Below are 20112 nucleotides of genomic sequence, written 5' to 3'. Positions count from 1 at the left end.
GCATGACGGAAGAGCCCCCCGTGACCACCCCCCGCACCGGTCTTCTCGAACCCGCGACCGAACCCGTGACCGAATCCGGCGGCGCCGCGGACGGCGCCCGCAGCCGTACCCCGGACGGCGGACCCCCGAAAGGCGCAGCGGGGCGCCCCCTCCCGAGCGGTCCCCTCGCGGTCCCCCGCGGCCTGCTGCGGACGGCCCGCCCGCGCCAGTGGATCAAGAACGTGCTGGTGCTCGCCGCCCCCGCCGCCGCGGGCGAGCTGGCCTCCCCCGGGGTGCCCGCGCGGCTGGCCGCCTGCTTCGCCCTGTTCACCTGCGCCTCCGCCGCCATCTACCTGGTCAACGACGCCAAGGACGTGGCCGCGGACCGGGCCCATCCCACCAAACGCTTCCGCCCGGTGGCCGCCGGGCTGGTGCCCGTCCCGCTCGCGTACGGCACCGGCCTGGTGCTGGCCGCGCTCGCCCTCGCGGGCGCCACGCTGGTCTGCAGCACGGCGACGGCGCTGGTCATCGGCTCGTACCTGGTGATGCAACTGCTCTACTGCACCTGGTTCAAGCACCTGCCGGTGGTCGACCTGATGGTGGTGGCCAGCGGCTTCCTGCTGCGCGCGATGGCGGGCGGCACCGCGATCGGCGTCCCGCTCAGCCGCTGGTTCCTGATCACGGCGGGCTTCGGCGCACTGTTCCTGGTTGCCGCCAAGCGCTACTCGGAGCGCGCGGGCGAGGGCGGCAGCGGCCGCACCCGGCCGCTGCTGGCCGCGTACTCCACCGAGTACCTGCGCTTCGTCTGGCAGTTGGCGGCCGGGGTGACCATGCTCAGCTACTGCCTGTGGGCGCTCGGCAGCCCGCCCGAGTCGCCGCACGTGCCCGCCGGCGCGGTACTGCCGTGGCGGCCGCTGTCGATCATCCCGTTCCTGGTGGTGCTGCTGCGCTACGCCGTGTTCGCGGACCGCGCCGAGTCGGGCGCCCCGGAGGACGTCGTGCTGCGCGACCGTCCGCTGCAGATCGCCGCCGCGACCTGGCTGGTGCTGTACGGCTTCTCGGTGGCGGGCCTGTGAGCGCGGAGCCCAGGCGCAGTGAAGGCTTCGGGCCGCCCGAACGAGGCACGGGCGAGGAAGGCACCCGGCCGCAACGGAGCCGAGGCGGAGCACGACCAGAACGCCCGAACGCGGAACGGCGCCTGGCCGGGCCGGCGTCGGTGCTGCTGGGGACCGCGCTGGTCGCCGCGCAGGCGGCACGGCTGCGGGCCTGGATCGTCGACGACGCGGCGATCACCTTCGCCTACGCCCGCAGCGTCGCGCACGGCCTCGGACCGGTCCAGCAGGCCGGCGCGCCCCCTGTCGAGGGCTACTCGAACCCGAGCTGGCTGGTGGTGCTGATCCTCGGTCACGGGCTCGGCGTGTTCGACCACGGATCGCTGTTCGGGGTCGGCGACCTGGTCTGGTTCCCCAAGCTGCTGGCGCTGCTCTGCGTCCTCGGCGTGCTGTGGTGCGTGCGGGCCACGACGGGCTCGTCCGTGGCCACCCTGGTGGCCGCGGCGGTGCTGGCCACCAACTGGTCGTTCGTCATCTGGGCCTTCTCCGGCCTGGAGAACCCGCTCTACGGACTGCTCGTGGCCGGCCTCGCGGCACTGCTGGCCCGTGCCGCAGCGCGCGACGAGCTGCCGGGCGTGCGGACCGCGGTCGGCGCCGGGCTGCTGGCCCTGGTCGCCGCCCTGACCCGCCCGGACGGCGTCCTGTACGCGGGCGCCTATCCGCTGGCACTGCTGCTGACGGTGCCGCGGGCGGCGCTGACGCGCTCGGGGCTCGTCGCCCGGCTGCTGCGTCCGACCGCGCTGGAGGTCGCCGTGTTCGGCCTGCCCTACGGGGTGTTCCTGCTCTGGCGGCGGGCCGAGTTCGGGCAGTGGGTGCCCAACACGGCCGTGGCCAAGTCCCAGGGGGCACCGGGGCTGGGCGAGATGTGGGACCGCGCCGTCGACGTGCTCGGCTATGCGGGCTGGGCCGGCGTCGCGGTGGTGCTGGTGGCGGCGGCCCTGGTACTGGTGCGGCCCGGATCGGGGCGGGCGGAGCTGGTGGCCGCCGGGGTGCCGCCGCTGCTGGCGCTGGTGGGATTCGCGGTGCTGCGGCCGGACTGGATGGCGCTGTACCGGTTCGCCACCCCGCTGTGGACGGCGGGCGCGCTGTTCGGCGCGCTCGCGCTGACCCGCGCCTGGCAGGCGCGGTGGCCGTCGGCGGTGCCGATACCGGCCGCCCGGGCCCTGCTCGCCCTGGCGGCGTCGGTCGCGCTCGCCGTCTCCGCTGTACCGCAGGCCGCGTCGGCGGCCGGGTTCCGCCGCTACCCGACGCTGTCGATGTGCAGTGTGGCGCAGCGATACGGCCTGCTGTTCAACACCTACGCCGACCGCCTGGGCCTGCCCCGCCGGACCAGCAGCCTGCTGCTGCCCGACCTCGGCGGCACGCTGCTGACCAGCGGGCTGCGCGTGGTCGACCTGGCCGGCCTGACCGACCCGGTGATCGCCCGTGCCTACGGGGCCGACGACATGGCGGCGGTGCGGTCGTACGTGTTCCACGAGGTGCGGCCGACCTTCGTGCACGTGCACGGGCCATGGGCGAGCAGTCCCGGCCTGCTGCCGCGGACCCTGCGCGCGGCGGGCTACCTGCCACTGTACGACTCGGGCGCCGACTCCGGCCCGAGCGCGTTCGACAGCGACTGGGTCCGCGCCGACGCGGTCACCTCCCCGGCTCGACTCGCGGCGCTGCAGAGCTGGGCGCACCATGAGGTCCCCGTGCTCGAACAGCAGCGGGCCACCTCCCCGCTGACGACCTGTGCCATTCCGTCGACGATTCCAAGATAGTCGGACAATTATTTTTCCCGGCGAATTCGTGGCTATTTTGCAATTCGCGCCGGACCACCCCAGGATTGCTTTTCGAAATGAAAGCCCTCGCACGATACGCGGCCCCGCTCGCCGGTTTCGCCACAGCCCTGCTGGCCCTGCTCGCGGTCGGTGGCGCCTGGGTGCGCCCCGCAGCCGACGACTGGTGCTACCAGACGAACATGCGCACCATGTCGGTCCGTCAGTTCGTCCACTTCCTCTACCAGGACAGCAACGGCCGGGCCGGCAACGCCGTCCTGCTGGCCTGGGTGCACGGACTCGGGCCGCTCGGCCTGCAGCTCTACCCCGTCGTGGTCGTCGCGCTGCTGCTCGGCTCGCTGTGGCTGCTCGTCGCCCGCCTCACCCGACTGGCCGGTCGTCACGCGCCCGTCGCCGTGCAGCTGCTGACGGCCGCCACGGCGTCGCTGGTGTTCCTGCTGGTCTGCCCACAGCCCTACCAGACCACCTACTGGGCCTCCGGCGGCATCTCGCACACCGTCCCGGCGGTGCTGTCGACCGCGCTGGTCGCCGCCGTGCTCTGCCTGCCCGGCCGCCGCGGGCGCGCCGGGCTGCTCGGCCGGTGGACGGCCGCGCTCGTCCTGCTGCTGGGCTTCGCCTTCATCGCGTTGGTCTCCGAGGCGATGGCGCTGGTCGTCGGCGTCCTGGCGGTCGCCCTGTGGCTGCGTGCGGGCGACGTCTGCGCCGACCGGCCCGCCCGCCGCGCGGCCCGCCTCGGTGCGCTCGCCGCCGCCGTCGGATCCGCGGGCGGCCTGCTCGTGGAGTACCTCTCCCCCGGCATGCACGCCCGCAGCGCCGGCCTCGGCGTCCCGCACGGCGCGGAACTGCTGCACCGCCTGCGCGACGGCGTGGTCACCTGGGTCGGCGACCTGGCCGCGACCGTCTCCAGCTGGGACTACGCCGCCGTCGTCCTGGCCGGCGTCGTCCTCGGCCTGACCAGCCGCCGGCTCACGGCCGAGACGGCGTCCCGCCCCCGCCTCCTCCGCGGCGCGACCCCGTGGGCCAGGCCGACGCCCACGGCGCTCTCGGCCGGTGCGGCCGACACGACGGAACCGGAACGCACCGAGGACCTGACTCCGGCCCACGTCGGCGCGGCGGCGGGCGGCCGGGTCGCAGCCGGAACGGACGACTCGGGAGCGACCGCGACCGCGGACGCGGACGCGCTCGCGGCCGGCCAGGCCGTCGGCGCTGCGCCGACGGCAGCGGCGGGGAGCCCGGACAGCGGCGCGGACGCCCCCACAGTCGGCCCGGCCCCGGCCGGCGCCGCAGGCGCCGACGCCGGGGGTGCCGCCACGGTGGCAGCCACCGGTGACGCTCCCCCGCCTGCGCTGGCCGTGCGCTCGCCGCTCCGGCTGCTGCTGTGGGCGACGGCGGCCGTCCTGCTGGGCAGCCTGCTGGTGACCGAGCTGGTGCAGGCCGTCTTCGGGTCCTGGATCTGGTACATGGTCCGCACCTGGAACGACTGGCGCCTGCCCTACACCCTGCTCCTGGCCGGCGTCGGTGTCGCCGCCGGACGGCTGCTCGGAAAGGCCGTCGCCCCCGTGCCCGGCGTACCGCGGCGGCGTGGTGCCGCGGCGCTGCTGTCGGCGCTGGTCGGGTTCGCGCTCGTCGGTCTGGCGCAGCCGGCCGTCGCCGTGGTGCACCAGACGCGGGTGCGCGCCCACCACTGGGACGCGCAGCAGCGGCAGTTGGAGGCCCAGATCCGGGCCGGCGCCAAGAACCCGACGTACGTGCCCTCCTACATCGGCCGGATGCGCGACGCGTACACCCGGAGCGGGCGCCCGGACTGGGTCGCCTCCTGCATCGACGACTACTACGGCACCCACATCCGTCTGCCCGCGCACAGCACCGACTGGCTGAACCAGGTGCAGAACGCGCCGATCCCCTGACCCCGACGGCCCACCCCGCCGACCCCGCCTCACGACCCGTCCCCGATCCGAAAGGCCCGAGCGGATGCCCCCGCGTCTCTCCGTCGTCGTCCCGATCTACAACGTCGAGCGGTATCTCGACGAGTGCCTCGCCTCGTTGGCGGCCCAGACCATGGGCGACTTCGAGGTCGTCATGGTCGACGACGGGTCGACGGACGGCAGCGGCGCGATCGCGCACGCGTGGGCGATGCGCGACCCCCGTTTCCGGACCGTGCGCAAGGAGAACGGCGGACTCGGCCCGGCCCGCAACACCGGCATCGACGAACTGACCCCGGGCACCGAGTTCCTGGCCTTCGTCGACAGCGACGACACGCTGCCGCCGACGGCGTACGAGCTGATGCTCACCACCCTCGACCAGACCGGCTCCGACTTCGTGGCCGGCAACGTCAAGCGGTTCCGCATCGCCGGAGAGCGGCAGTCGCCGGTGCACGCACGGCCGTTCGCCCGCACCCGGCTGAGCACCCACATCAGTGAGTTCCCGGCGCTGATCACCGACCGCACCGCGTGGAACAAGGTCTACCGGCGCTCCTTCTTCGACGCCCACGGCCTGCGCTACCCGGGCATCCTCTACGAGGACGCCCCGGTCAGCGTGCCGCTGCACTACCTCGCCGACAAGGTCGACATCCTCAGCGACCCGATCTACAACTGGCGCGAGCGGGAGACCGGCGAGCGCTCGATCACCCAGAACCGCAGCGACCCGCGCGGCCTGACGGACCGGGTGGCCTCGATGCGGCTGGTCCGCGAGTTCCTGATCGCGCAGTCCGGCCAGGAGTACCGCGACTACCTGCGCGCCTACGACCGCAACGCGCTGGCCGAGGAGATCCCGCTCTTCTTCGGCGCGGCGATCGACGGCGACGCGGAACTGCACCAGGTCTTCGCCGACCACGTGGGCAAGCTGCTGACGGAGATCGGCCCGGCGCAGATCAACCGGCTGCCGGTGCCGCACCGGCTGCGCTACCACCTGATCGCCGAGCGGCGGATCGAGGACTTCCTCGCCCTGCTGCGCTGGCAGTGGGACCACAAGGGCGCGATCCCGGTCCGCGGCGCGCTGCGGCCGCGGGCCGCCTATCCGGTGTTGGAGGACCGGGCGCCGATCCCGGCGAGCGTGCTCCGGCTCGGCCCGGAGCTGGTGGTCCGCACGCAGCTGGGCGGCGCCGACTGGGACGCCAAGGGCGTGCTGCGGCTCACCGGCTTCGCCTACCCGACACACCTGGGCGCCCCGGCGCGGCACAGCGCACTGAAGATGGTGATGCTGCGTGAGACGCACAGCCGCCGCACCGTGCTGCTGCCCGCGAAGACGGTCCGCACGCCGGAGGTGACGGCCGACCACGGTCAGCTGCTGCGCGACTGCGACCTGGCGGGCTTCGCCGTGGGCGTCGACCCGAAGCGGCTGCGCCAGGACGGCCGCTGGGTGGACGGCACCTGGCGGGTCACCGTCGCGGTGGTCGGCGCGGGCCGTCCGCGCCGCAGCAGGATCAAGGCCGGGCACCACGCGTCGGGGCAGAGCCCACGCTCCAGCTGGGTGGCCGACGACGTGCGGCTGGTGCCCGAGATCCGGGACCAGCACCTGTACCTGCGGGTCGAGCACGCGCACGCGTTGGCCGGCGCGGTCCACGAACACGCGGGCAAGCTGGAGCTCACCGGCCGGATCCGGGCCGCCGTCGCCCGCCGGGTCCAGTCGCTGCGCATCCGACACCTGGAGCAAGGCTCCGCCGCGGTCATCGAGCTGCCGGTGACCTTCGCGGCCGCGGGCTCGACCGCGACCACCGCCGAGGAGGCCGGCGCGGAGGCCGACGCCTATCTCGCGGGCCGCGAGGACGCCCTGCGCGCGCTGGGCGTGAACGTACCGGTGACCGGGACGGCCACCCCGGCCGGGACCGCCCTCGCGGGCCCGGCCGGAGCCGGGCCCGTCAGCGGCCCCGGCGTGACGACGGCGCCCCTGCGCACCGGGGCTGTGAACCCGGTCAACGGCAACGGAGCGGCGAACAACGGCACGGCGGACAACGACGCGGCGCCGTCCCTGCCCGACGCGGGGCTCACGGCAGGGCCCGACGGGCTCGACGGTTGGGTGCCGTTCTCCGCCACCCTGGACCTGGCCGAGCTCGACACGGCGCGGGAGGAGTACACGGCGGTCCGCTCCCACGTCGCCGCGGACCACGGGCACCGCTGGGCGGTCGACCTGCGGCTGGACACGGACGACGAGGAGGACGAGGAGAGCGGGTCGCTGCGGCTCGTCCACGACGAGCGCACCCAGCCCGAGGCGTTCCAGGTGCCGCTGCCCGGCGACGGGGACGCGCGGCGGGTGGTGTGCGTGAAGCGCTCGCCGACCGGCTACCTCCAGCTGGTCGACCAGCCCACCCAGCCGCTCTTCGAGCAGATCGTCGCCGACCTGCCCAAGGAGGCGTTCCGCCTCACCGGCAGCTACCCGCTCCCCGGCCGCCATCCGCTGGAGCTGGTGCTGCGTCACCCGACCCAGGCCCGGCCGGAGGTCCACCCCTTCGAGGCCGTCGACGGGCGGATCGACACCCTGCTCCCGGCCGTGCCCGTCTCCGGCTACGCCGGGGAGGTCCCGCTGGCCGGGGGCGAGTGGCAGCTGTTCGTGCGCCGTCCCGCGCCCGTCGACCGGGCCCCGGGAACGCCCAAGCCGCTGGAGTGCCAGGCCCGGCTCTCACCCGTCGCGCACGCGGGCACCCCCGTCCCGGTCCAGGCCCGCGGCAAGACGGTGCGGCTGACCCGGCAGGGCTACGACGGGATGCTGCTGCACGTCGGCTCCGCGCTCAGCCCGCTGGAGCGCGGCGACTACCACCAGCGGCTGCTGCACACCCGCGAGCTGCCCGCCGCCCGCCGCCGACCGCTGCTGCCCCAGGTCCTCTACGACGTCTTCGAGGGCCGCTCCTACTCCTGCTCCCCGCGCGCGGTGCACCAGGAGATGCTGCGCCGCGGCGACGGGAGGGTGGCCCACCTGTGGGCCGTGCTCGACTACCGGATGCCCACCCCGCCCGGCGCCCGCACCGTGCTGATCGGTTCGGCCGAGTGGTACGAGGCGCTGGCCCGCAGCCGGTGGATCGTCGGCAACACCCACCTGCCCGAGGAGCTGGAGCGCCGCCAGGGCCAGGTCGTGGTGCAGACCTGGCACGGCACGCCGCTCAAGCGGATCGGCTTCGACTTCGACAACGACTGGTTCACCGACACCGACTACCTGCGTCGGCTGGAGCACGAGGCCAAGCAGTGGCAGGTGCTGCTCTCCCCCAACCGGTTCAGCACGCCGATCCTGCGGCAGGCGTTCCACTACGAGGGCGAGATCCTGGAGTCCGGCTACCCGCGCAACGACATGCTGCTCGCGGCCGACCGCGAGCAGCGGGCGCAGGTCGTCCGCGAGCGACTGGGCCTGCCGCCGGGCAAGCGGGTGGTGCTGTACGCGCCGACCTGGCGCGAGCACCAGGTCCGGCTCCACCACGGCGGCCACCACCTCGACCTGCACCTCGACGTCGTCGACATGCGGCGCGCGCTCGGGCCGGACCACGTGCTGCTGGTGCGCCCGCACGCGCACGTGGTCGACACGGTGCCGGGAGCGGGCAACGGCTTCGTCTGGGACGTCGGCAGCTACCCGGACATCCAGGACCTCTACCTGGTCGCGGACGTCCTGATCACCGACTACTCCTCGGCGATGTTCGACTTCGCGGTCACCGGTCGCCCGATCCTCTTCTTCACCTACGACCTGGAGCTGTACCGGGACACGCTGCGCGGCTTCTACCTCGACTTCGAGGCCCAGGCGCCCGGCCCGCTGCTGCGCACCTCCGCCGAGGTGGTGGCCGCGCTGCGCGACCTCCCCGCCGCGGTCGAGGCCTACCGCAGCGCGTACGAGGTCTTCCGCAAGACCTACTGCGACCTGGACGACGGCGTGGCCTCCGCCCGCGTGGTCGACCGGATGCTGGAGCTCGGCGGCTGACCCGTCCACCCGGACCCCGCTCCGCGGCGGGGTCCGGGTGCCGAACCGGCGCGTGAGTGAACAAGCGGGTGAACGTCCAGTCTCGGATCGGTGAAAACCCGCTGGAAAGGTTCTCGGGCCTACAGACAGGGGCAGGACGGAGGCGTAGCCTCCGGATGCATGACCTGGCGCATGACTGTGAACACCACGCTGCGGCAGCTGACCGGCTATGAACTGCGCCGGGCCCAGAGCCACCGCCCCGTCGTCGCGACGCAGAACGCGGCGCGGAACGCGGCACCGAAGCAGCCCCAGCCGGCCGCCCCGACCGGGCCCAAGCCGCTGAAGTTCCCCGCGGACTACGACGAGAGCTCGAAGGAGATCATCACCGCGGTCAAGCCGTGGACGATGACCTCGATCGAGCGCCTGAACGCACTCGTCCAGTCCGTTCGCTACGTGACCCGGCACGAGCTGCCCGGCGACATCGTCGAGTGCGGCGTGTGGCGCGGCGGATCGATGCAGGCGGTGGCCCGCACGCTGCTGTCGCTGGGCGTGACCGACCGCGAGCTGTACCTGTTCGACACTTTCGAAGGTATGAGCGAGCCCACCGAGGAGGACAAGCGCGTCGACGGCGCCAGCGCCGCCGATCTGCTCGCCACCCAGTCCAAGGACCGCCCGATCTGGGCGCTGGCCACCCTCGACGACGTGCAGGACGGCTTCTCCCGCCTCGACTACCCGGCCGAGCGCGTGCACTACGTCCAGGGCAAGGTCGAGGACACCATCCCCGAGCAGGCCCCGGAGCAGATCGCGATCCTGCGCCTGGACACCGACTGGTACAGCTCGACCAAGCACGAGCTGATCCACCTCTACGACCGGTTGGTGCCCGGCGGCGTGCTGCTGCTCGACGACTACGGTTACTGGCAGGGCTCACGCCAGGCGGTGGACGAGTTCCTGGAGGAGACCGGCGCCCGGCTTCTGCTGACGCGCATGGACGAGGGGCGCATCGCGGTCAAGCCGTCCTGAGCCGCTGCCGTTCCGGTTTTTCTTACCCGCTGTTCCCGTTTTTCTTACCGGTTGTTCTGTCTGACCGTTCGGTCGAATGTCGCCGCCACGTTGGCTGATGTTTGCATGTATTAAGGTATGAGCTGCAAGCAATCTCATAATCGAACGTGCGTGCCGCAGTCAGCAGCGGGGATCGGCACCCTCACGAACAGGTCATGATCAGCGCCTTGAGTACGCCCGACGTCAGCGTCATCGTCATCGTCTTCAACGACGCCGAGCGCCTTCCACGAGCAGTCCAGTCCGTACTCGACCAGACCCTCCACGGTGTGGAGGCGGTGATCGTCGACGACTGCAGCACCGACGGCAGCTTCGAGGTCGCCCAGCGGCTCGCCGCCCAGCACCCGGGCCGGGTGCGGGCGTTCCAGCTGCCCGAGAACAGCAAGGGCTGCGGCGAGCCGCGCAACCGCGGTATCGCCGAGGCGCTCGGCACCTATGTCATGTATCTCGACAGCGACGACGAGCTCGAGCTCAACGCCTGCCGCAACATGGTCGAGGCCGCCGAGCGCACCGGCGCCGAACTGGTGTCGGGTCTCAGCACGCAGATCTACATCGACACCCGCAACCAGCGCGAGCAGCCCTGGTACCGCTGGCTCTACCAGCGCCACCAGGTGCTGGACGACGTCGCCGAGCTGCCCGACCTGTTCGTCTTCGACACCCTGTCGACGAACATGTGCTACCGCCGCGACTTCCTCCTCGACAACAAGCTGACCTTCGTCAAGGGCCTGCTCTACGAGGACCTGCTCTACTCGGCCCAGGCGTACCTGGCGGCCGACCGCATCGCCCTGATCCCCAATCAGGTCTACAAGTGGTACATGCGGCAGAACGTCGCCAAGGCCGACAAGTCGATCACCAACCGGCGCGACGAGATCCGCAACTTCTCGGACCGCATCGAGATCCACCGCCGCATCGACGCCCTGCTCGAGGAGAAGGGCAAGACCGGGCTGCGCCGTGCCAAGGACCTCAAGTTCCTCAAGCACGACATCCCGCTCTACCTGCGCGAGTTCCCGCAGCACGGCCCGAAGTGGCAGCACCAGTTCGCCGAGCTGAGCCGCGAGTACCTGGCCACCATCCCGTACGACGTCTTCGACGAGTGCCAGCCCGTGCACCGCGTCTGCGCCTACCTCCTGATCAAGGAGGACTGGGCGAACCTGCTCCCGGCCATCGACTGGCTGCGCAACCCGCGCAAGACCCCGATGCCGCTGGTCGAGCGGGACGGCCGGATCTACTTCTGCGCCGAGCACCTCGACGACGAGATCGGGCGCCGCATGCTCGACGTCACCGAGGTCGGCTTCCAGGCGCGCAGCCTGTCCGAGTCCATGCCGCGCACCCAGCTGCTCAGCTGGGTTCCGCAGGACGGCAACTCGGTCAAGGTCACCGCCCGCACGGTCAACCCGCTCGGCCTGATCCCGGCCGGCGCGAAGCTCTCCGGCCGGCTGGAGGTCAAGGCCCGCCGCAAGGGCCTGCAGACCTTCACCTTCCCGGTGACCTCCTTCACGCACCAGGGCGACTACGTCGAGTGGGAGTCCACCCTCGACATCAGCAGGACGGTCCGCCCGCTCGGCCTGGTCGACACCATCTGGGACGTCTGGCTGAACCTCGAGGTCGACAAGAAGAAGACCCGCCCGCCGCTGTCGGTCGACCAGCTGGACCTCGACGGGGACTTCGCCGCCCGGCCCCGGCTCACCCGGCTGCTCGCCGACCGCCTGGAGCCGGAGGTGTCCCGCCCGGGCCACCTCGCCTTCCAGCTCACCGCCGTCGGCCCCGCCGCATCCAAGGGCCGCGGCCTGCTCTTCGACCTGATGAGCAGCCCGGCCGGCGCGCCCCTCAAGCGTTCCGCCAAGCGCGTGCTGAAGGCCGGCCGCGACCTCAACGCCGCCGACAGCAAGGTGCGCTGGTACCACCGCGCGATGACCCGGATGCCCGTCAAGAAGGGCCTGGTCGTCTTCGAGAGCCACCTCGGCAAGCAGTACAGCGACAGCCCGCGCGCCATCTACGAGGAGATGCGCCGCCGCGGTCTGCCGATCCACGCCGTCTGGTCCTACGAGGGCAAGAAGCCGCCCAAGGGCTTCCCCAAGCCCGGCAAGGACGTCGAGGTCGTCGAGCGCTGGAGCTGGCCGTACCTGTACGCGCTGGCCCGCGCCGAGTACTGGATCGACAACCAGGGCTACCCGCTGGCGCTGCGCAAGCGCCCGGAGACCACCTACATCCAGACCTGGCACGGCTCCGCGCTCAAGCGCATGGGCTTCGACATGGCCGAGTACCGGATGCAGCCGCGCCACAAGCAGGACGAGTACCAGCAGGCGCTGGACCGGTTCGACCACTTCGTGGTCCGCACCGAGCACGACGTGGACACCCTGGTGCGCGCCTACCGGCTGCCCGAGTCCAAGGTGCTGCGCGTCGGCTACCCGCGCAACGACGCCCTCGTCGCGGCCCGCCGCGAGGAGGTGCTGACCGGGAAGCGCGAGCGCGGCCCGCTGGCCAAGGAGCTGGGCATCGACCCGGCCCGCACCATCGTGCTCTACGCGCCGACCTTCCGGGAGAAGGCCCCCGAGCTGGTCCTCGACCCGGTCGCCTTCGCCGAGCGCTTCGGTGAGAACACCACGCTGCTGGTGCGCTCGCACTACATGCAGCGCCTCGCCGTGCCCCGCACCCTCAAGGGCAAGGTCGTCGACGTCACCGACTACCCCGACATCACCCCGCTGCTCGGCCTGGCCGACGCGCTGGTGACGGACTACTCCTCCGTCATGTTCGACTACGCGCTGCTGGACCGTCCGATGGTCTTCTACGCGTACGACTACGAGGAGTACGCGGGCGCCGCCCGTGGCACCTACTTCGACCTGCGCGAGGCCGCGCCCGGTCCCTTCGTGGAGACCCAGGAGCAGCTCTTCGACGCGATCGAGGAGGTCCGCGAGGGCGCCGACGCGTACGCGGAGAAGCGCCGCGGCTTCGCGGCCCGGTTCGGCGAGTACGACGAGGGCCGCGCGGCGGCCCAGATCGTCGACAGGTTCTTCGGCCCCGCGGCCGGCACGCAGCAGAAGGGCGAGCAGGCATGAGCGCGGACGCCGCCGTGACCACCGGCCGTGACATCTTCCTCATCTCCAACAGCGTCGACGAGCTCGGCGGTGTCACCACCTGGTCCCACCAGATGGCCCGGATGCTGACCGAGCGCGGGCACCACGTGCACGTGCTCGGCATCTGCGACACCGACACCCCCGCCGACCTGGGCACGAACCTGCCCTACCCGACCACGACGCTGCACCCGGGCAAGGTCCCCTCGCCTTTCAGCCCGCACGGTCTCAAGCAGCGCCTGAAGGTCTCCGGCTACGCTCGCAACGCGCAGCGCGAGGCCGCGATCCGCGGCATGAAGGCCAAGCTCGACGCGCTCTTCGCGGCGGCCCGACCCGGCGCGATGATCATCGTCACGCAGGTCTGGGCGATGGAGTTCGTCCGCCTCGCCGACCGCAAGGACATCCCGCTCATCGGGATGAGCCACGAGTCGTACGAGTACTCCAAGGACTCCTCGCGTTTCGCCCGCGTCAAGAAGTACTACCCCGAGGCCGACCGTCTCCTGCTGCTCACGCAGGAGGACGCGGACCTGTGGATCCTCGAGAAGCTGAACAACGTCGGCTTCATGCCCAACCCCCTGCCGGTCTGGCCCGAGGAGCCGTCGAAGCGGGAGACGAAGACCGTCGCCTGCATCGGCCGCCTGGACGACCAGAAGGGCATCGACATGCTCCTCGACGCCTGGGCGGTCGCCGCTCCCCAGGCGCCGGGCTGGACCCTCAAGCTCTACGGCAAGGGCGAGGACGAGGCCGAACTGCGCGCCCAGTGCACGCGCCTGGGCCTGGACGGCTCGGTCGAGTGGATGGGCCAGACCTCCGACGTGCCGGGCGCGCTGCGCGACAGCAGCGTCTTCGTCCAGTCCTCCCGCGGCGAGGGCTTCCCGCTGGCACTGCTGGAGGCCATGGCCTTCGCCGTGCCCTGCGCGGCCTTCGACTGCGCGCCGGGCGTCCGCGAGATCATCCGCGACGGCGTCGACGGCCTGCTGGCCGCGCCCGGCAACACGGCGGAACTCGCCAGGCAGCTGGTCCGACTGACGTCGAACCAGGAGCTGCGCGACCGCATGGGCGAGGCCGCCCGGGTCAACGTGGCCCGCTACTCCAAGGAGACCATCCTGGAGAAGTGGGAAGAGCTCTTCGCACTGCTGGAGCGATGAGTCCGACCAGCAGGCCCACGGCCGCCGCCACGGCCGTGGGCAGGTAGGCGCCCCACGCGAACAGGTGCGGGGCGTCGTCCATCTCGGCCCCCGCGTTGATCGCCGGCAGCGCGGACGCCACCGCCATGCACAGTGCCCACCACGGATACCTCCCCCGCGGGCGCAGCAGCCCGAACAGGCCCCACAGCACCAGCGGCAGACCGAACGCGACCCCGAACACGGCGTCGTTGACGAACACCGCGTCCCAGAAGCCCGGATAGTCCGGACCGTGCATCACCGCGCCCGGGACGTCGCGGCGCAGGTCCATGAACCACCCCAGGCGCACGGTCCCGACCGAGGCGGCCTCCCCGACCCCGAGTCCGTCGAAGGACGCCGGAGGCCGCCACAGCTCCAGCCGCGCCGACTGCCCGTCGGTGAACCGCACGGTGACGACCGTTGCCGCGTCCTGGGCCGTGGGCTGCTGCACCCGCGTCACCCGCCCGGGGAACCAGGCGTAACACCCGTCCGCCACCGACTGGTCCGCGCGGCAGGGCTGCGCCTGACGGTACGTCCGCAGCAGGGCGTCCTGCTCGCCCACATGCGTCAGCGCGAAGCAGTAGTAGCCCACCGCGAGCAATCCGGCCAGCAGCGGCAGCAGGTGCAGCCACCGGCCCACAACACGTAATCCCCCCATGGCTCTCGAGGGTAGGGCCGCGGGGTCAGGCTGTCAGCGGTGCGGGCGTGCGCTGGTGCAGCGGGACGACCGGGAGGGGGGTCTGCTCGCCGAGGAACACGGTGCGGACGACCCGCTCCGCCGCCCGGCCGTCGTCGAACTCGCAGAAGCGCTCACGGAACGCCTGCCGCAGCGCCGTCGACTCCGGGTCGCGCCACGCGCCGCCGAGGAAGACCTCCGCGAGCTCCCCCTCGGTCCGGGCCACCGCACCCGGCGTCTCTCCGGGCTTGCCGGAGACGAGGTCGAGGTAGACGCCGCGGGTCTCCTTGTAGACGTCCCAGTCGTCCGCGAACACCACGATCGGGCGGTCCAGGTTCGCGTAGTCGAACGTCAGCGACGAGTAGTCCGCGATCAACGCGTCGGCGGCGAGCGCCAGTTGCTCGATCGACGGGTGGCGGGAGACGTCGATGACCCGCGCGCCCGACAGCTTGGCGCCCGAGTCGTAGGAGTAGTGCGCCCGGTGCAGGATCACGTACTCCTCGCCCAGCCGCGCGGCCAGCTTCGCCACGTCCAACTGCGGCTCGTAGCCCACCCGGTAGTCGCGCATCGTCGGCGCGTACAGCAGCGCCTTCGCGCCCTCGGGGATGCCGAGCTCCCGCCGGGCCGCGCGGACCTGCTCCGCGCCCGCCGTCACGTAGACGTCGTTGCGCGGGTAGCCGGACTCCAACGTGCGGTAGTGCGCCGGGTAGACGCGCTCCCAGATCAGCGAGGAGAAGCGGTTGGAGCTGAGGCTGTAGTCCCAGCGGTCGATCCGCTCCATCAGCCTGTCGAAGTCCATCGTCAGGCCGGCCGCGGGGTAGTCGCGCAGGTCCAGGCCCATCTTCTTCACCGGCGTGCCGTGGTGCGTCTGCAGGTGCACCGAGCCGGGGCGCTTCTTGGCGCTGTCGGGGAAGTTGACGTTGTTGACCAGGTAGCGGGCCCGCGACATGGCCTCCCAGAACCCGCGCGATCCCGGCGCCACCGTCGTGTACCCGGCCGGGACGTCCCGCTTGCGGCCCGCCTCGACGACCCACACCGTCCGCATCTCCGGACGCAGTTCACGCAGCTTCGCCTCGATCGCGGCGGGGTTGCACGCCGGGACGCGGTTCCAGTACGCGGCGAAGACCGCCAGGTCGTCGTCGATCGGCAGCTGCCGCTGCACCTGCGCGAAGCCGCCGACCAGCGGGCGCGAGACGGCCCGCTTCACTCCGGGCTGGGCCGCGACCGCCGCGTTCTTCGCGCGACGCACCACGTCGCCGACGGCGCTCGCCTTGAACGGCATCGAGACCTCGATCGCCGCGGCGCCCTCGGGGCGGTGCCGCTGCTCGGCCTCGGCGGCCTTCGCGAAGAACGCGCGGCGGTCGCCCATCGGCACCCGGTCCGGGTGTGAACCGATCGCGCGCAGGTGCTCGACCATCCGGCGGTGCAGGAACGGACGCCAGGAGTGCAGCTCGGGGCGGGAGTCGACGAAGGCGAAGACCCGGTCGTACTGGTCGAAGATCTCGAAGTGCTTGCGCGAGGTGGTCGCCAGGATGTTGCCGCCCATGCGGCGCTGGCGGTAGTGGACGACGACCCGGTCCAGCAGCGCGATCGTGTCCGCGGCCAGCGTGGTCGGATAGGTCCAGGGGGTGTCCTCGTAGTAGCCGGGCGGGAAGGTGAAGCCGTTCCGCTCGACGAACTCACGCTTGAAGGCCTTGTTCCAGACCACCATCAGCATCCGCAGCAACTGCTCGCGCTCGGCGGTGCCGAACGCGTCCGGCGCGGCCTGGCACTCGCGCAGCATCGCCGAGTCCTGGTTGCGGACCACCCGGCCGTCCCAGAAGGTGCGGGCGTAGTCGAAGACGAGGATGTCCGGTTCGCCGGTGGCGTCCAGGCGGTTCGCGACGGCCTGGAGCGAGCCGGGCGTCAGCGTGTCGTCGCTGTCCAGGAAGATCAGGTAGTCGCCGGTGGCGACCTCCAGGCCGGCGTTGCGGGCCCGGCCGAGCCCCACGTTCTCGGGCAGGTGCAGCACCCGGACCCGGGCGTCCCGCTCGGCGAACTCGTCGAAGATCCGCCCCGAGCCGTCGGGCGAGGCGTCGTCCACACCGATCAGCTCGAAGTCCCGGAAGGACTGGTCGAGCACGGACTGCAGGCACTCCCCGAGGTAGGCCTGCACGTTGAACGCGGGAACGATGACGCTGAACCTGGGCACGGTTCCCGACCCTACTACTCCCCGGGCCGGCCACCGCACGCTCACCGCCCGTTCAGCGCGCGGTCGCCACCTGCGGGAACCCGTAGGTGCGCACCGGGCGCCACACCTCGTCCGCGCCGAACCGGTACAGGCTGAACCCCGCCGCCGTGAACCGCGCCTCGAAGCCGCGCAGGTCGGCGTAGGCCCGGTCCAGGGCCTCGGCCGGCACGTCGTGGGCGACGGTGACGTGCGGGTGGTAGGGGAAGGCCAGCTCGCGGGCGAGCGGACCGGAGCGCACGGACGCCTCCAGCGCCCGGCACTCCCGCACACCCTGCTCCAGCTGCACGAAGACCACCTGCGACACCGGCCGGAAGGTCCCGGTGCCGCGCAGCGACACCGGGAACGGCCGATGGCCGGCGGCGGCGCGGGCGAGGTGGCCGTCCACCCCGTCCAGGGCCGCGAGCGGCACCTCGGTCGGCGGCAGCAGCGTCACGTGCGTGGGGATGCCGTGCGCCCGGGTGTCGCCGTAGCCGGTGCGGGCGTCCTGGATCTGCGAGCCGTAGGGCTCGGGCACCGCGAGGGAGACCCCGATCAGGACGCTGCCGCCTATGACCCCGCCGTCGCCGCCCATGCTCAGAGCGCCACCGGGGGCAGGAAGCCGATCCGGTCGTAGGCCTGCGCCAGCGTCGGCGCGGCCACGGCCCGCGCCTTCTCCGCGCCCTGCGCCAGGACCTTGTCGAGCTCGGCCGGGTCCTCCAGGTAGGTGCGGGTGCGCTCCTGGATGGGCGCGACCCACTCGCTGTAGTAGTCGGCCAGCTCGGTCTTCAGCGCGCCGTACATCTTGCCGTCGAAGTGCTCCACCAGCTCCTCGACGGAGCGGCCGCTGATCGCCGAGTAGATGGAGAGCAGGTTGGAGACGCCCGGCTTCTCCTTCTCGTCGTAGGCGATCACCGTGTCGGTGTCGGTGACGGCACTCTTGAACTTCTTGGCGCTGCCCTTGATGTCGTCCAGCAGGCTGATCAGGCCCTTGGGCGAGGAGGCGGACTTGCTCATCTTCGCCGCAGGGTCCTGCAGATCGAAGATCTTGGCCGTCTCCTTGGGGATGTACGGCTTCGGCACGGTGAAGGTCGGCCCGAACCGGGTGTTGAAGCGCTCGGCGAGGTCCCGGGTCAGCTCGACGTGCTGGCGCTGGTCCTCGCCGACCGGCACCTGGTCGGCCTGGTACAGCAGGATGTCGGCGACCTGCAGGATCGGGTAGGTGAACAGGCCCACGGTGGTGGAGTCGCTGCCCTGCTTGGCCGACTTGTCCTTGAACTGGGTCATCCGCGAGGCCTCGCCGAAGCCGGTGAGGCAGTTCATCACCCAGGCGAGCTGCGCGTGCTCCGGCACGTGCGACTGGACGAAGAGCGTGCAGCGCTCCGGGTCCAGCCCGACACCGAGCAGCTGCGCGACCGAGACGCGGGTGTTCTCACGCAGCACGGCCGGATCCTGCGCCACGGTGATCGCGTGCAGGTCCACGACCATGTAGAACGCGTCGTGCGACTCCTGCAGGGCCACCCACTGGCGCACGGCGCCGAGGTAGTTGCCCAGGTGGAAGGAGCCGGACGTGGGCTGGATGCCCGAGAGCACGCGGAGACGGTCGTTGGCCATGCGCTCATTCTCGCAGGTGCGTAAGCGATCTTTCGCGTCTCTCCGAGGGACGGACGGCCCCCGATTCGTTCGGACACCAGTCCTGGCGCGACCTTCGACCCGCCCCGCGCGTTGTTCCCAACGGTGGACCTGTGACGACGCCGGGAGGATCGGCCCGATGACCCCACCCCTGGTGACGGTGATCACACCCGTCCACGACACGCGGGACTATCTCGACGCCTGGCACGCCTCGCTGCGCGCCCAGACGCTCGACCCCGTGGAGCTGCAGGTCGTGGCCGTCGACGACGGCTCCACCGACGGCAGCGGCGCGGAGCTGGCCCGCCTGGCGGCGGCCTGGCCCGGGACGCTCACGGTGCTGACCCTGCCGGACCGCGGCGGCCCCGCCCGTGCCCGCAACGCCGCGCTGCGCGAGGCCCGCGGCCGGTACGTCTTCTTCCTCGACTCCGACGACCGCCTCGGCCCCGAGGCACTGGCCCGCCTGACGGCGGCGGCGGATCGGACCGGCTCGGACGTGGTCGTCGGCCGCGTCGTGGGCGTGAACGGCCGCTGGGTCTCCCCCGAGCTGTTCCGGCAGACGGACGAGGACGTGCGCTTCCCCGGCGCTTCGCTGGTCTGGTCCCTCTCCCCCGCCAAGCTGTTCCGCCGCGAGCTGGTGGAGCGTCACGGCCTGCGCTTCCCGGAGGACCTGCCGGTCTACAGCGACACCCCGTTCGTCCTGGAGGCCTTCTTCCGGGCCCGCCGGATCTCGGTCCTGGCCGACTACGACTACTACTACCTGCTGGCCCGCGACGACCGCAGCAACATCACCACCCGCTCCCGCCTCGCCGACCGCCTCCGCGGCACGGCCGCGGGCGTGGCCGTCGCGACCCGCTTCGCCGTCCCCGGCCCGGTCCGGGACGAGGTCAACGACCGCTACATCCGCAGCGACCTGGTGAATCTCTTCGGCCGCGACTTCCTGCTGCTGGAGGCCGAGGAGCGTGCCGGGCTGGTCCAGGCCGCGGGGGAGCTGGTGCGTTCACACCTCACGGACGCGATCCGCGCGCGCTGCGACGAACCGCAGCGACTCAAGCTGCACTGCCTGCAGGGCGGGTTCACAGACGAGCTGACGGCCCTGGTCCGGCACGAGTGTGAACACGGCGGACTGCCCGAACCGGTGACCGCGACGGCGTCCTGGTCCGCGGACGGCCTGCGTGTTCACACCTCCCGCGCGTTGCCCGGCCTGGTCCCGGAGCCGGTGACCTGGCTGTCGGACACCGTCGGGCGCGTCGCCACGGCCGACGAAACGGTCATCCCGCTGCGGGAACTCCTGCCGCGGCAGCGCAGCACGGTCCGCCTGGAGGCGAGCTTCGCCGGCCGCAGCGTCCCGGCACAGATCACCCCGGACGCCGCGCTGACCCAACGCAAGGTCTGGCTCGGCGGCCACTGCTACCGGCTCACCCCGAAGCCCGGCCCGAACGGCGAGCTGGAGGTGTGGGCGGCCCGGATCAGCTTCCGCCGGGTGATCAAGCTGCGCATCCAGAGACAGTTGCACTATCCAGGGGCGCGAGGAACTGCGCGATAAGCCACCCCAGGAGCGGACTCCC

12 protein-coding genes are annotated in these 20112 nt (G+C 72.1%); 8 read left to right on the top strand and 4 right to left on the bottom strand.

Annotated features, from left to right (window positions below; translation table 11 throughout):
• The first annotated feature begins 20 nt into the window (after positions 1–20).
• The 7 genes from BMY61_RS12760 to BMY61_RS12730 all read left to right on the top strand — a co-directional run bounded on the left by BMY61_RS12760 (position 21) and on the right by BMY61_RS12730 (position 14018).
• Entirely contained in the window at positions 21–1055 is a 1035-nt protein-coding gene (locus BMY61_RS12760; protein WP_236656586.1) for a decaprenyl-phosphate phosphoribosyltransferase, read from the top strand.
• Between the two features lie 140 nt (positions 1056–1195).
• On the top strand, positions 1196–2851 hold the full coding sequence (locus BMY61_RS12755; RefSeq protein ID WP_052439283.1) for a hypothetical protein: 1656 nt from the start codon (positions 1196–1198) through the stop codon (positions 2849–2851).
• 77 nt (positions 2852–2928) lie between these two features.
• Positions 2929–4776 carry a hypothetical protein gene (locus BMY61_RS12750; protein WP_075003875.1) on the top strand — a complete coding sequence of 616 codons (1848 nt, stop codon included), beginning with the start codon at positions 2929–2931 and terminating at the stop codon, positions 4774–4776.
• 64 nt (positions 4777–4840) lie between these two features.
• Positions 4841–8764 (top strand): bifunctional glycosyltransferase/CDP-glycerol:glycerophosphate glycerophosphotransferase, encoded by a 3924-nt coding sequence (locus BMY61_RS12745; protein ID WP_042456422.1) that lies wholly within the window; start codon positions 4841–4843, stop codon positions 8762–8764.
• A 159-nt stretch (positions 8765–8923) separates the two neighbouring features.
• Complete coding sequence (locus BMY61_RS12740) at positions 8924–9763, top strand: TylF/MycF/NovP-related O-methyltransferase (protein ID WP_042456419.1); 840 nt, start codon at positions 8924–8926, stop codon at positions 9761–9763.
• Between the two features lie 206 nt (positions 9764–9969).
• On the top strand, positions 9970–12855 hold the full coding sequence (locus tag BMY61_RS12735) for a bifunctional glycosyltransferase/CDP-glycerol:glycerophosphate glycerophosphotransferase (protein WP_143094305.1): 2886 nt from the start codon (positions 9970–9972) through the stop codon (positions 12853–12855).
• A complete protein-coding gene (locus tag BMY61_RS12730; protein WP_042456413.1) occupies positions 12852–14018 on the top strand; it encodes a glycosyltransferase in 1167 nt (388 codons plus the stop codon). The genes BMY61_RS12735 and BMY61_RS12730 overlap by 4 nt, the downstream gene beginning before the upstream one ends.
• Here BMY61_RS12730 and BMY61_RS12725 read toward each other — a convergent pair.
• The 4 genes from BMY61_RS12725 to trpS are packed head-to-tail and all read right to left on the bottom strand — an operon-like array spanning position 13945 to position 18529.
• Entirely contained in the window at positions 13945–14691 is a 747-nt protein-coding gene (locus tag BMY61_RS12725; RefSeq protein ID WP_143094304.1) for a hypothetical protein, read from the bottom strand. The genes BMY61_RS12730 and BMY61_RS12725 overlap by 74 nt on opposite strands.
• A 25-nt stretch (positions 14692–14716) precedes the next feature.
• Complete coding sequence (locus BMY61_RS12720) at positions 14717–16900, bottom strand: bifunctional glycosyltransferase/CDP-glycerol:glycerophosphate glycerophosphotransferase (RefSeq protein WP_042456406.1); 2184 nt, start codon at positions 16898–16900, stop codon at positions 14717–14719.
• Between the two features lie 52 nt (positions 16901–16952).
• Positions 16953–17510 carry a 2'-5' RNA ligase family protein gene (locus BMY61_RS12715; RefSeq protein ID WP_042456403.1) on the bottom strand — a complete coding sequence of 186 codons (558 nt, stop codon included), beginning with the start codon at positions 17508–17510 and terminating at the stop codon, positions 16953–16955.
• A 2-nt stretch (positions 17511–17512) separates the two neighbouring features.
• Positions 17513–18529, bottom strand: coding sequence for a tryptophan--tRNA ligase (trpS, locus tag BMY61_RS12710; RefSeq protein WP_269083985.1), 1017 nt, complete (start codon positions 18527–18529; stop codon positions 17513–17515).
• 157 nt (positions 18530–18686) lie between these two features.
• On the opposite strand from trpS, the gene BMY61_RS12705 reads away from it, so the two are divergent.
• Entirely contained in the window at positions 18687–20090 is a 1404-nt protein-coding gene (locus BMY61_RS12705) for a glycosyltransferase family 2 protein (protein WP_052439282.1), read from the top strand.
• Positions 20091–20112: the final 22 nt, after the last annotated feature.

This window comes from Streptacidiphilus jiangxiensis, from assembly GCF_900109465.1.
Taxonomy (GTDB): domain Bacteria; phylum Actinomycetota; class Actinomycetes; order Streptomycetales; family Streptomycetaceae; genus Streptacidiphilus; species Streptacidiphilus jiangxiensis.
The sequence above is the reverse complement of the archived record's forward strand: the minus strand, read 5'-3'. Positions and strand labels throughout refer to the sequence as shown.